Genomic DNA, 13,779 nt, shown 5'->3' on the forward strand with positions numbered 1-13,779 from the left:
CTTTGTTACGTCTGTACCTGTGATACCCATACCTACGCCGATATCAGCGCTCTTGATTGAAGGAGCATCATTTACGCCGTCGCCTGTCATAGCTGTGGTCATGTCCTTCTTGCGCCATGCGTTTACTATACGCACCTTGTGCTCGGGCTGAACTCTTGCGTATACGCTGTAGTCCTCAACATGGGCATTGAACTCATCGTCAGGTATCTTTGAGAGTTCTGCGCCTGTAAGAGCCTGCTGGCCCTCGCCCAGTATGCCAAGCTCCTTGGCGATAGCAACTGCTGTATCCCTGTGGTCGCCTGTTATCATAACAGGACGTATGCCGGCAGTGCGGCAGAGACCTATAGCGTCCTTTACTTCGGGACGTACAGGGTCTATCATACCTGTCATGCCTATGTATATAAGGTCGTGCTCCAATGCCTCGGGAGAGGTATCAGAGGGGAGCTCGTCGTACTCGCGGTAAGCCGCAAGAAGAACTCTGAGCGCCTGATCTGCCATTTCCTTGTTTCTGCGGAGTATCTCAAGCTTGTCGGATTCCGTCATTATACGTACTCCGCCCTCCTTGTACATACGTGTACAGTTTTTCAGTACTTCATCGGGAGCGCCCTTTGTGTACTGAATATAGCCATTGTCGGTCTTGTGTACCGTGGACATCATCTTTCTCATGGAGTCAAAGGGAGCCTCTGCAACACGAGGATGATCAGCTTCGAGAGTGTATTTTTTAAGTCCGCACTTGTTTGCGTATGCTACGAGAGCGGCCTCTGTTGGCTCGCCTGCAACAGTATCGTCAGAGTTGAGAACAGCATCGCAGCAGAGCGCCATAGCTGTTGCAAGAAGTGGTATATCCTCTGTATTCTCGCGGACAACAGTCATTTTGTTCTGTGTGAGAGTACCTGTCTTGTCGGAGCATATAACCTGTGCGCAGCCGAGAGCCTCAACGGCAGTAAGTCTGCGTATGATAGCTCCGCGCTTTGACATATTGGTAACGCCTATGGAAAGTACTACAGTAACTACGGCTGCAAGTCCCTCTGGGATAGCAGCAACTGCAAGGCTGACAGCTATCATGAATGAGCTGAGGAAGCCGGGAAGAGTTATCGCACCTTCCTTTACGAGCATTTGTAAAACATTTATTCCAAGAATGATGATACATATAACAAGTACTGCAATAGAGAGTATCTTGCTGAGCTGGTCGAGACTCTTCTGGAGAGGAGTCTCATCGTCGTCGGCGTTTGCGATAGCGCCTGCGATTTTGCCCATTTCGGTCTCCATGCCTGTTGCAACAACTACAGCTTCAGCACGTCCGTAGGCGATACTGCTTCCCATGTAGAGCATATTCTTTCTATCGCCGAGAGGTACCTCCTCGCCTGTGAGGATATCACTGTCCTTTTCTGAGGGAACACTCTCACCGGTAAGTGCTGATTCCTCTGCCTTAAGTGCAGCAGCTTCGAGTATACGGCAGTCCGCAGGTACGTTGTCGCCGGCCTCGAGAGCTATAACGTCTCCTGGAACAAGCTCCGAGCTGGGTATTACTATCATTTCGCCGGAGCGGTATACCTTGCTCTGTGCGGCGCTCATAGCCTGCAGAGCTTCAATGGCGGATTCCGCTTTGTTTTCCTGGTATACTCCGAGAACGGCGTTGGCTAAAACAACGAACAGGATAATAAATACGTCCGCTTCAAGCTTGCCCTCGGAAATTATACCCGTGATCGCAGATATTACTGCTGCGGCGATAAGTACGAGTATCATAGGGTTCTTGAACTGTTCTATGAACCTTGCAAGCAGAGTGGGCTTGGGAGGCTCGTCGAGCTTGTTCTGACCTACCTTTTCAAGGCGCTTTGCAGCCTCTTCTGCAGTAAGTCCGGAAGCCGAACTTTCAACTTCTTTAAGGACCGATTCTGTGGATTCAAGATAGTGTTTCATGTTTTTCCTCCAATATCCGTTAGCACCGTGTGATTTAATGCGGCGTATTCCACATTATAACAGTACTAAACAGATAATATTTTATCATTTACCGTGAAAAAAGTCAAGATGCTATGGTGATGATACAGTGATAATACGGTGTATAAACGGTGAAGCTGTTTGCCGATACAAATAAAAGCAAAAGAGTCCATTCTGATCAGGAATGGACTCTTTTGCTTCGGGAGCTGAAGCGGTACTCCCTTTTATGAAAAATCACTGTATGATTTACTTCGAAACAAGCAACTGAATGGAAATTCTGAATTGCTAATTTTTCTTTCAAGCGTTTTTTAGAGATGGTTTTTTTAAGAGAGATCTGAAAGCGTCATATGTTCATTGTTTGTTCCGGTTTAGTATTTCCATACGAATGATCATCATCATGGGGATTGGGGGGGACGAAAGAGGCTCCTGCCGGAAGGAATCTCCGGCAGTTTCCGCTTCCGCTTTTTGGATATGATGTATTAGAGAAGATGTGGTTTCGATCAAGCGTTCAGGCATTTATGATCGCAGTAGCATTGATCATGTGCCCGCTTTTTAGGTTAGCCGCCAGAAAGTGACTGCGCGATCATTTTGTCTGTCCGTCTGATCGTTTGGCAGAAAAATTACAGCGTCAGTTTTTTTGGATTTTTAGAATCGATTTTTGCAATTGTGAGGATCGATTATTGCGATTGTGCGGATTGATTATTGTGATTGTGTAGATCGATTATTGTGATAGTGTGGATCGATTGTAGCAATTATGTGGATCAATTGTTGCGGTTACTTAATCAGTAATGGTAAGATCGTTGATAGTCCGCGTATCAGATAACAAATACGCATCAGAAATAATCGGCATTTCAGTGTTTTTAGTTTAGAGTATTGTTATGGATAGAGGTTAGGCTTTTCTTATGTAAACTATTGTTTAAAATTTTCTGAACTTTTTTAGATCTTTTGGGGGAGTAGGTTGGTGATGCCAAAAGAAGCAAGCTGAATTGGCATTCTGCTCTGCTGCCTTTACTGATTTTGCTACGATAGTTTTCATTATAATGTCCGTGACAGTGTGCCGAGTTTTCTTCATAAAAATGAGATCCCTCCTATATAATGATAGTGCGGGCACTTTCTGGACGACGCCTAAGTATTATTATATTTATAAATTCCGAAAAGTCAATAACTTTGCACTAAACGCCGCGTATTTGCATTTTTAGTCCGAAACGAATAAAAAACCGACCTCTATACGGTCGGTTTTAATCAAAGTGCATAATCGGGTATTGGAATAAGAACTTCCGTGATAAAATGCCCGTTTTCTGTATGGGCATTAAAGCTGCCATCGTACTTCTTGCAGGCATTTTTTATATTCGACATACCTATGCCCTGATGGTCTTTTTTTGTACTTTGGTAATGATTTTTGCTGTCGGCAATGACTTTACCGCAGGTATTTTCAAGGAGAATGAAAACAAAATGGTTATGACGCTTTATGGAGAGAGAAACATGGCGATTCTTCTCGGGGAGCTCCGAACAGGCTTCAAAGGCGTTGTCGAGGAGGTTTGAAAAGATAGCTGTAATATCGAGGTTTGAGATAAAGTCTATCTCGGTATACTCCGAATCAACGGTAAAGTCTATGTTCATTCTGTCAGCTGCTTCCATTTTGTTATTGATAACAACTGTGAGAATGGCATTATCACACTCAAATCTCGGTATGAGCTTGTTGAGCTCAGAGGTTAGGAGCTCCTTATAGTGCTTGGCTTCCTCGGTCTTGTTGTCGTTTATGAGACCGTCAAGGGAAGCAAGGTGCTTTTTAACATCGTGGATAACATGTCTTGAGGCTGTATACTTCTCGTTCAGAGCTTTGTATGCGTTTAGCTGGAGCTGTGACTGCTGGGTGAGAAGGTCGAGTTCCTTTTCCATTCTGTAGCTCTGAGATATTCTGCGCAGAACATAGGTAAGATAAAGATCAAATACAAAAATAATGGCAAGTAAAACTATTATAGTATATCGCGGAGCATTTGTCTCGGATGATACGAAGAAGTCGTGGCAAAAGCCGAAGAGAACGATCTCGCCTATGATAAGCACCATGAACATCAAAAGCTCATTAGTGCGAACATTGTACAGTCCTTTTTCTGTTACTATGGTTATAAACGCTTTAGTTATCACAAGCATGAATATCCATTCAAAAATGTTCGCGCATGCCATGCATATCTCGTCTTTATACCTGAACATATCAATTTCGATTCCTGTGATCCTTCCGAGTATATTCATTGTAAGGGCTTCTACTATAGCCATTATAGCGATGAAAGCTAGAACATACACGGAGACTCTCAGAGAAGGCTTTTTATTGAATATTGTTGCAAGTATGAACAGAAACAGAAATGTACTGACCGCATTGATAATTGGCATATTATTGTCCTGACTGAACTTTTGTATAAGCGCCTTTACGGGCGATACAGTCAGCAGAAATAATATCCTGATAAAAAGAGGAGTGTGTTTTTCAGAAAATAGTTTTTCGAAAGCTATTATTGCGTATGTATATGTGGCTATAGCGGCAGCCAGATTGATCAGATAAAGAACCATGATTTACTCCTGTTTGATATAGTTTTTAATAAAGCTGCTAAAAGCGTTGTGGAATTCTTTCAGTTTCTTTTGTGCGACCGGGACTTCTATCCCATTGGTAGTATATAGTGTGAAGCCTGATAGTTTATCGATGTGTTCCATATTAATGATGAAGCTTTTGTGAGGAGAAGTAAAGCTCTCGGAGTCAATAAGCGAGAATATTTCGGAAAGGCTGCCTTTTATGCAGTATGTTTCCGATTTGGTGTATACTGTGATCCTTCGGTTGCCGGTATACTCAAAAACGTATATGTTTTTGAGATTGAGCAGCAAAGGTCCGTCCATACCCTTGAGCTGTATTACCGATTCTGGCTCGGCAGTATCGGCGAGGTATTTCATAAGCTCACCGAGCACATGGGTGATACGCTCTCTTTTGAAGGGCTTCACCACGAAATCGAAGGGATGTACGGAATAGCTTTGCAGGGCGAGTTCTGAGTGATTAGTCACGTAGACTATCCTCGAACGCCTTGCCGTGGGGCGGATCAGCTTTGCGGTCTTTATGCCGTCGATACCGCTCATTTCAATATCGAGGAATATAAGATCGAAGTTCAGCTCGCTCTCCACAAGCTTTTCACCGCTGCTGAAGCTGTGAATTTCAAACTCAACTGAGTTGGCGGCGCCGAAATCAGTTATAGCCTCCTTAATAGAAGTTATTACTGATTTGTCGTCATCGCATATTGCGATTTTAATCATGTGACCGCTCCTTTTTTATTGGCGAGTCTGCCCGCTGCCAGCATGGCACCTGTCATAAGTACCGCGCAGGAAGCTGACAGAGCAAGGTTTTGAAGCCCGAATACTGCGAGCGCTGATGATATAATTAATGCAGCAGCAGTTGCGATAAGAGATCTGCGTCTGAAAACAACGCGTTCAACGGAGTCGAAGGGCTTCGTCCATGTGTCTACCGGTGCCAGAATAAGTATGAGCACCGTTCCTGTACAGAGGAATGCCGCTGTAAAGTAAACAGATCCTCTGTCCTGTATAAGTTTTATCGCGGTTATAACTGCCGTGAGTAAGATTATAGACGAGAAAAAGCAGGCGATGCGCGATCTTGAATGATAGCCTCCGCAGTTACTGCGAAGAGGCGCATACACGGCCATAAAGACCAGTACCTCGGGTACGCTGTTCAAAGCTACAGCAACTACTATCATCGCTGTAGAAATGACAACTTTCATTATGATAAGCTCCAGTCCGAACCGGACGATTTCGGCGTTTTCGTCGTTTACGAAGCCGCGCTGCAGGAGCTTGTTCATAATTGCGTCAAGCATTTTATTCATAATTCTGCTCCTTATTCAGCTATAATAATGTTTCCCGTGTCTTTTATCCCTTTATTATATATCAAAACATAGCACAAAGTCAAGATATAATGCCTAAAGTGTTGACTGAAAGGGGTGAAATGTTATATAATAACTATAATAACAGGGCTCTTTTTATAAAATAAGAGATAATCAATGTATCAGGGAGGGATCATAATGAAAAATATAACAGCATCGATAGTTGCTCTTTCTGTGGCGTTCGGAATGGCTGTCAGCAGTTGTCCAGCAGTATTTCAGGTGGAAGCTGTCACAGCTGCGGAGACTGGCGGCGATTTGGCTTATAGTTTTGACAACCCGGAAAGTACCGTCACCGATGGGATATACGTATTCGAAATGTTCAGTGGTTACGCTTCTCTTAAGGAGGCAGTCCCAAGCGATAACGGCAGTATCACTGAGCTCACTGTTCCTGAGACTGTGAACGGCTTGCCCATAGTAGGAATCGGTGCGGACGCATTCGCGGAGTGTACCTCTCTAAGGAAGCTGAACCTTTCAAGGAATATCAGCGCTTTCGACTGGAGCGAGCTCGCAGAGGAAAGCATCGCGGAGATAACGGTTCCGGAGGACAGTGAATACCTTATGGTATCAGACGGAGTTCTGTACACAAAGGATATGAAGGAGCTCCTTGCCTGCCCTTCAAAGAGCGATATCACAGAGGTGGTGATATCTGATAAGACTGCGGAGATAGCACCTTATGCTTTCTTTTGCTGCAAGAGTCTGCAAAAGGTGGTTATCCCTGAGAGCTTAGGTATTATAGGCGAAGCCGCTTTTCTCGGCTGTGATTCTCTCAGAAGCATCGCTCTTCCGGAGAAACTGGAAAAGATAGAAGCTTTTACCTTTGCAGGCTGCCCATCTCTGAAGGAACTATATATACCCGAGGCTGTTGTGAGCGTTTCAAATGACGCTTTCATGGGTTCCGGCTGTATTGAGAACGAAAATGGTATATACTACGTGGATAAATGGGCTGTAGGCTGTGACAGTGATATCGAAGAGGCTTACATAAGGACCGGCACCGTTGGAACTACTGATTATCTGTTCTCCGACGCAGAAAAGCTTTCTGTACTTTCGGTACCCTATTCCTGCGTACACATCGGAAGATACCTTGCCGTGGGACAAGACGCTCCCATAGAAAGAGTGGATCTCTGCTGTCCTGTTGTCCCGGACATTAGTTTGGTAGTGAACGCAAAGGAGATAAATATATATAATTCCGACTGTATCATAGCAGATTCGGAAAACACTTTCTTCCCATACTGGAAAGAGGGTGACAGTAAGAGCTCCTCCAAAAAAGTAAATAGTGAAAAATCTGATTATTCCACTATGCTAAGCTGTCGAATAGAGATTGGAAACCGTTTGGCATCCAATTTGAAGAAAGCGGTAAACGCTGCTCTATTAGAGATATATGATACTATTCCCTTTAGCCGGAAATATAAATACGATACCGTTATATGCGGTCTGTCCGGTTCTACTGCCGAGGAATATGCTTTAAAGTACAGGAGATGCTTTGAACCTTTTCCGGCAGCCTCGGCAAATGTGGGACCCGAGATATACTATCAGGCAGAGACTGGCCTTGAATTCTGGATATATGACAGTAGCTGTGCAATAGCCATGATCTCGGATAATAAGATGCTTAAGTCAGAGATCACTGTCCCCAGAGAGATAAAAGGAGTTCCCGTAACAGGTTTCCGTGACAATATCCAGGCTTCATTCCAGAAGTACAAGGTGTATCTTCCCGAGACGATACAGAGTATCGGAACGGGCGATATCATTGAAAATAATATCAAATACTACGAGGTAAGTGCGGATAATCCCTATCTTTGCTCCGTTGATGGTATAGTATACAACAAGGAAATGACAAAGCTCATAAGTATACCATCTTTCTATACAAGTGAGAATATAATAATTCCAGATGGTATTAAGATTATAGCTCAGGGAGCAGGCTGCTTCCTTGCTAACGTGAAGAAGCTCGTCCTGCCAGACAGCATTGAGATGATAAGAGAGGGAGCATTTATGGGCTCTATGCAGCTTGTCTCTGTAAGAATGTCCGAAAATCTTGATATCATCGGACCTGAAGCATTTTTTATGTGTTCGGCTCTCAGTGATATAGCTATTCCAGACAGCGTGAACCAGATCGGCTATAATGCATTTACAGGCACTCCGGCTGTGGAATACGAGAACAACTGCGGATATATCGGCAAATGGCTGGTATCAGGCAGTGGCGTAGAGGAAGCAGAGATCAGGGAGGATACCGAGGGGATCGCTACGGTGTTCATATCTGGTACTGTTTCTATCCCTGCGACCGTTACTAAAATGAGCTGGGAAATGATAAATCTCAATAGTGGTGATCTTGAAAGAGCCGACGTATACTGCCATACTATAGGCTATGATGCTTTCAAGAACGCATACAAAATGAAGGATATATATATCTACGATCCGGGATGTGTGATAAAAACAGGAGAAAATACCATACCTGCAAAATATATCGTAAAAAGCAGATTTGATGACTTCACTGCGAGCAATGGACTTCCACAGATATCGAATATCACAAGATCTCCTATGCCAGGCTGGCTGTTCAGGGATGACGATGTGCTTGATGATGTGGTCATACACGGCTATAAGGGCTCCACAGCAGAGACTTATGCGGAGCTTTACAACAGGAAATTCGTTGAGATCACCGATGAAGGACACTATATAAATGGAGACCTCAGCGGCGACGGAGAGCTAAGTGTGAGCGATCTTGTAATCATGAAAAAGTATCTCTCAGGCAAATATATACTCACTGAGCGGCAGTTTAAATCCGCTGACCTTAACGGCGACGGAAAAACTGATGTATTCGATCTAATTAGGTACAGAAAAGCACTGATAACACAGTAAGACAGTGTAAATAAGACGATCCCGGATATTGCTTTCGGGATCGTTTTTTACATGAAAATCAAGGACGATACATCACATATGATGCATTATGTATTGCGCAATGTTTACATGCGGACAGCGTTCCAGCTCTCCATTCCTACAAAGAGGAGCATAAAATTTAAGTGAAAATCACCATATCAGACAGCTTTTTGAATATTAAACATTGTAAATTAAGTAGGTTTTTATACATTTTGTTGCAAAAATATGGTTTGATATGTTGACACCGAAATGTTATTAAATTATAATTATATTACAAAAGTATGTATTGGATAAGATAGGGGGAAACCTTGGATTTGGTCCGGGGGTACAAGATTAAGGAGGAATTCTCATATGAAAAGAATTATAGCTGCGGTGATGTCAGCAGTAATGCTTGTCAGCATGACAGCCTGCGGCGGAAAGAAGGAGTCTCCGGAAGGGAGCGGCAAAAAGACCGTAGGTATCGCAATGCCTTCCGTTAAGCTTCCACGATGGAACAGCGACGGAGATTATCTCAAGTCCCTGTTTGAAAAATCAGGCTATGAAGTTAAGCTTGTATATTCAGATAATGACAGTGCCCGTCAGAATAATGATATCATCAGTATGCTCAATGAAGATGTTGATCTTCTTCTCATCGCTGCTGTTGACGGCAAATCTCTTTCAGCCTCTCTTGATGAGGCAAAGAAAAAGGAGGTACCCGTTGTCGCTTATGACCGCCTTATAATGAATACAAACGCCGTTACGTACTATGTTACGTTTGACAATAAGGAAGTCGGAAGGATGCAGGGCTCCTACGTCCGCGACAAGCTTGACCTTGACAATTCAAGGGGCACATTCAATATCGAATTTCTTTCAGGTGATATTGCAGATAACAATTCAAAATATGTCTATGATGGCGCTTACGAGGTGCTCAAGGATTATATCGCTTCCGGAAAGGTCATTATACCTTCAGGTATGACGACATTGGCACAGACGTACATAGCACGCTGGGATACTGGCGTAGCTAAGAATGTCTTGAAGCTGCGTCTGAACAAATACTATTCTGATACCAGGCTCGATGCTGTGATATGTGCAAGCGATTCTCTTGCTTTGGGCGCACTTGAGGCTCTGGACGAAATATATAAGGTGAATTCACAGCCTATTGTGACCGGTCAGGACGGCGATGTCAACAATATTAAAGAACTTGTAGACGGAAAGCAGTCCATGACGATATTTAAGAATATACGCGATGAAGCAAGCGTTGCGCTGGAGGTCTGCAAGAAAATTCTCAACGGCGAGGTGCCTACGGGAAAGCTTGTGGACTCCCTTGCAGTAGACGTTACCTACGACAGCGAGTCATACTATAACGATGTCAAGTTTGTACAGACCTATCTGCTAAGACCTATGGTTATCACTAAAGAAAATTTGCAGGTAATGGTCAATTCCGGACTTTATCAGTGGGATCAGGAAAATAAATACCTTGAACAGATCATGAAGGAATAACAACGAAAAAGTATATCCCGGAGACAGGTCACGATGCTGACCTGTCTTCGGGATATTTTGATTTATGCAGTTTTTTGAGTTATGCGTACTCGTAGCCGGATATCTTCCATATACCGTCTTCGAGCTCAAGGTGAATGATTATTTCGTGCTTTGCGCCTGCGTATACGTATGCCGTATGGGCTGTGATCTTTTTATCTGTTGATTCCGTAATGCTGATCTCATCTGTGAAGTCGAAATCCGGACGTCCGCGGTCGGCGTCGCTTCGTACATAGAGCGATCCGCCCTCTTCGATGTAAAGAGGATTAACTGTTTCAACTCTTGGCATAAGATTTTCTTCGATAAGGTTGGTCTCGAATATGCCGCAGGTCAGCTCTGATATGAGGTTTTTGATAGCGCTTATGGATTTAAAATCATTTACTTTTGAATAGATGCAGACGTTTCCTGGACCGTCAGCGTCCTTTGTGAGTTGGTCTGTTTTATCCGCAGCGATATTGCCGCAGGCGGCTCCAATGGCATTGTTCATGTTATCCTGTGCCTGCCTGACTACAGCCAACGCGTCATAGCTGACGGAAACATTTTCAGACTCAGGGTATCCGATATATCCTACGTTATATGTAAGGTCGTCGATAACTATGGTAGCTTTCAGTGTTTCTGTTCCGCCGGGGACCTCATTTTCTATAAGCACATCGTAGGTATCGCCGTTCTTGCTGATAACTATGGGATCGCCTGTGAAATGATAGCGTTGCTGCCTTACGTAGTCGCGGTAGTAGAGCTTTCCGTCAATCTCCTTGAACATGGGGAGATCCTCATTGCTATCCTCATAGAGGAAGCTGAAATAGCTGGTGAGCTCCGGACCGGCGATACAGCTGTCTACAAATTCCCTTAGATCTTCAATACTGCTGAATCCGCTAGTGACTCTGTGGTAAGCTGCGGTCCCACCTCCACTCATGGGAAAGGATATCACATCCTCTGGGTCGGTCTCTATATCGGCGCAGCCTGACAGGATACCGTCTCTGTATTCCAGTCCACCCAGTGTCTTTTGAGCTACAGCCGCGTCAAGCTCTGTGCCCTCCAGAGATGTGGGAGCCTCTGTAGGAGGCTCAATGGTCCTTTCGTTATCTAAGTAGACAAAGCTGCTGAGCTTCCACTTTCCGTCCTCGGAAACAACGTGGAATGTGCCTGTCTTAGTGCCAGTGATATCGCCGTTATAGCCGCCGATAGTGTCGACAACCTTTATATCAAAACTGCTGCCACTATAGTTTTCAACTGAATACTCTATATGTGTGATTTTTGTGGGATTATCTGAAGCTCTGTAATATAGCTTGCCGTCAATTTCTTTGAATATTGGCTCGCTTCCCTTGTATTTGAAGCACTGTGCTTCATAGTCCAGAAGCAGATTATCTGTGAGAGTATCTCTGAAATACTTCATAAGCTTGTCTTGTGAGTCAAACTCGCCTGTAACTCTCTGATACTCCGCGTAATTGCCTTCATAGATATCGATGCTCTGTGTGTCGTTCGGGTCGAGCTCTATGATTACGGGCTTGCCGTAAGAGGTTCTTAATATCCCGTCATATCTGTCTAAAAGCTCTCCTGCGATTTTGTTGAGATCTTCCTCAGCATAAGTGGCTGATACCGAGGAGCTCGCACTTTCGAGGGGGTCGTTGCCAGATGGCTTTACCTTGTTAAGGGTCATGAATGTTCCTGTGATACCGCCGACAAGGAGCAGGCAGGCTGCGATGGAGGCAAAGGTCTGCCACTTTGGCTTGTTGTAGCGCTCAACGCCGCTTACCTGATAGTCGTCGTCGTTAACTTTTATATGTCTTTCTCTGTTCATTTTGTCCAGCTTTTTCTTGCTCATAGCCAGTATCCTCTCTTTTTCTTCCTTTGTAAGAACAGGGACCTCTGAAAGGAACTCTACTGTTCTGTCGTCTGCATTTTCAAGCATATCAAATTCACGATTCTCTTTCATATTCCGCATCTCCTTACATAGTGATACCGGCTGCTGCCAGTGTGTTCTTAAGCTTTTGCAAGGCTCTTGCTGCTCTCATTCTCACAGTTGAAGCCTTCATCGAAAGCATATCCGCTATCTCCGAAGAAGATCGGTCGTAATAGTACTTCTGGAGGAGGATCGTAGAATCGGGTTCGCCGAGATCGCAGATCTTGCTTATGAGAATACTGCGTGTTTCTGCCATATCCGAAGCGGTTTCCATATCGCTGCCTGAGCTTATATTGATAAGCTCTTCGTCGTCGCAGTCAGAGAAATGGCTCTGCCTTGCTGTGATACTGCGATAAACGCTTATAGCGCGGTGCTTTGCGACTGTGCTAACATAAGCTTTCATGTCGCCTTCATATTCGCTTTCCGTATCGTAGCCGAAGAATATGTCCGCGAATATATCGCTGACACATTCTTCTATATCCTCTTTTGAAGCAACGCTTCTCAATTTATTATAGGCTATAGCATAAACGTAATTGCAGTAGCTTTCAAACAAGGCATCGTAAGCCTTATCCCGAGACTTTCTGTAAAGTCTGCAGTATTCTTTGCCCGTCATATATTTCATCCTCCCGGTGTTTTGAAAGTGTTCCATGGATATCGTGCTTTCATACATAACATTCGACCGTATCGGCAGAAGTGTCACAAATAATCAGAAAAAATTTTTGTAAGCTGGTTTTTTTATGAAATTGCCGCATTAATAATCTATCATCAAACTGCTGGTTTGTCAATAACTGTCCCTCTAAAAAGGGAGATATATATAATATTTTATGGTATCAAACACTTTTTTCTGCATATAATATATCGGAAGAGGTGGTAATAAATGAAGATAAAATGGACGGATCTTATTCTTTTGGTAGTCGGTACCGAACTGGTGGGAGTATTGTCGGCGCTGATATCCGGCGGCGGCTTTTCCGGATTTTATCAGCAGCTTGAGAAGCCTCCGCTGGCTCCACCGGGCTGGCTTTTCCCTGTGGTATGGAGCATACTTTATGCGCTTATGGGCATATCGGCTTATCTTATATTGAACAATGGCGATAAGCGGCGCAGAACAGCTCTTATGCTGTACGGCGCTCAGCTTCTTGTGAATTTCCTGTGGACTCCGGTGTTTTTCGGTCTGCGGTCTCTCGAGGGAGCTACAGCTGTTGTTATCGCTATGCTGATATTCATAACAGCTATGATGCTCTCGTTTTACCGCATCAGCAAAGCAGCTGCCTATCTTAATATCCCTTATCTTTTATGGACCGGGTTTGCAGCCTACCTTACAATAGGCGTATTGGTGCTGAAATAGCACGTATTTGCTGCTTTTGAAATATACATCCTCGATGGAGCTTTTTATTCTCTGCCGGGGATATTTTTTTGCTAATTTCAGCAATGAGAAGAAGTGAGGTTACAAGCAGTCATAATTAATAAATTTATCTTAAAGGTTCTTTAAAAACAGTGCTGAATCAGAAGAAATAATATTGTGTAGATTAAGGCACTGATATTACGTACAGTATTATCGATTAGCTGGGATAATATTTTTATATATAAATATATACGCGTAGGAATAATTGGTTGTTAATTTTTGGGATA

Annotated in this window: 10 protein-coding genes; 3 read left to right on the forward strand and 7 right to left on the reverse strand. The window is 43.8% G+C overall.

Annotated elements, in window-relative coordinates; all coding sequences use genetic code 11:
* From J6U00_RS00070 to J6U00_RS00090, 5 genes are all read right to left on the reverse strand, one after another.
* On the reverse strand, positions 1-1,920 hold a 1,920-nt coding region (locus tag J6U00_RS00070; RefSeq protein WP_296577340.1), incomplete at its 3' end, for an HAD-IC family P-type ATPase.
* A 934-nt stretch (positions 1,921-2,854) separates the two neighbouring features.
* Entirely contained in the window at positions 2,855-3,010 is a 156-nt protein-coding gene (locus tag J6U00_RS00075) for a cyclic lactone autoinducer peptide (RefSeq protein ID WP_365717565.1), read from the reverse strand.
* 170 nt (positions 3,011-3,180) lie between these two features.
* The gene (locus J6U00_RS00080) at positions 3,181-4,500 is read right to left on the reverse strand and encodes a sensor histidine kinase (RefSeq protein ID WP_296577342.1); all 1,320 of its coding nucleotides are present in this window, start codon (positions 4,498-4,500) and stop codon (positions 3,181-3,183) included.
* Between the two features lie 3 nt (positions 4,501-4,503).
* Positions 4,504-5,229, reverse strand: a complete 726-nt coding sequence (locus tag J6U00_RS00085; protein WP_296577344.1) for a LytTR family DNA-binding domain-containing protein — start codon at positions 5,227-5,229, stop codon at positions 4,504-4,506.
* Complete coding sequence (locus J6U00_RS00090; RefSeq protein WP_296577346.1) at positions 5,226-5,810, reverse strand: accessory gene regulator B family protein; 585 nt, start codon at positions 5,808-5,810, stop codon at positions 5,226-5,228. Before J6U00_RS00090 ends, J6U00_RS00085 begins: the two co-directional genes overlap by 4 nt.
* 195 nt (positions 5,811-6,005) lie before the next feature.
* Between J6U00_RS00090 and J6U00_RS00095 the strand changes: the two genes are divergently transcribed.
* Together J6U00_RS00095 and J6U00_RS00100 are read left to right on the forward strand one after the other, a co-directional pair.
* Positions 6,006-8,717: a leucine-rich repeat protein gene (locus J6U00_RS00095; protein ID WP_296577348.1), complete on the forward strand. Its 2,712-nt coding sequence runs from the start codon at positions 6,006-6,008 to the stop codon at positions 8,715-8,717.
* Between the two features lie 369 nt (positions 8,718-9,086).
* A complete protein-coding gene (locus tag J6U00_RS00100; RefSeq protein WP_296577350.1) occupies positions 9,087-10,214 on the forward strand; it encodes a sugar-binding protein in 1,128 nt (375 codons plus the stop codon).
* 79 nt (positions 10,215-10,293) lie between these two features.
* On the opposite strand, the gene J6U00_RS00105 is transcribed toward J6U00_RS00100, so the two are convergent.
* Both J6U00_RS00105 and J6U00_RS00110 read right to left on the reverse strand, forming a co-directional pair.
* Positions 10,294-12,183, reverse strand: a complete 1,890-nt coding sequence (locus J6U00_RS00105) for a hypothetical protein (protein ID WP_296577353.1) — start codon at positions 12,181-12,183, stop codon at positions 10,294-10,296.
* A 13-nt stretch (positions 12,184-12,196) separates the two neighbouring features.
* A complete protein-coding gene (locus J6U00_RS00110) occupies positions 12,197-12,763 on the reverse strand; it encodes a sigma-70 family RNA polymerase sigma factor (RefSeq protein ID WP_296577355.1) in 567 nt (188 codons plus the stop codon).
* A gap of 264 nt (positions 12,764-13,027) precedes the next feature.
* Here J6U00_RS00110 and J6U00_RS00115 point away from each other — a divergent pair, with 264 nt between their 5' ends.
* Positions 13,028-13,495: a TspO/MBR family protein gene (locus J6U00_RS00115; protein ID WP_296577357.1), complete on the forward strand. Its 468-nt coding sequence runs from the start codon at positions 13,028-13,030 to the stop codon at positions 13,493-13,495.
* The last annotated feature ends 284 nt before the right edge of the window (positions 13,496-13,779 follow it).

This window comes from Ruminococcus sp. (assembly GCF_017650195.1).
Taxonomy (GTDB): Bacteria; Bacillota; Clostridia; order Oscillospirales; family Ruminococcaceae; genus Ruminococcus.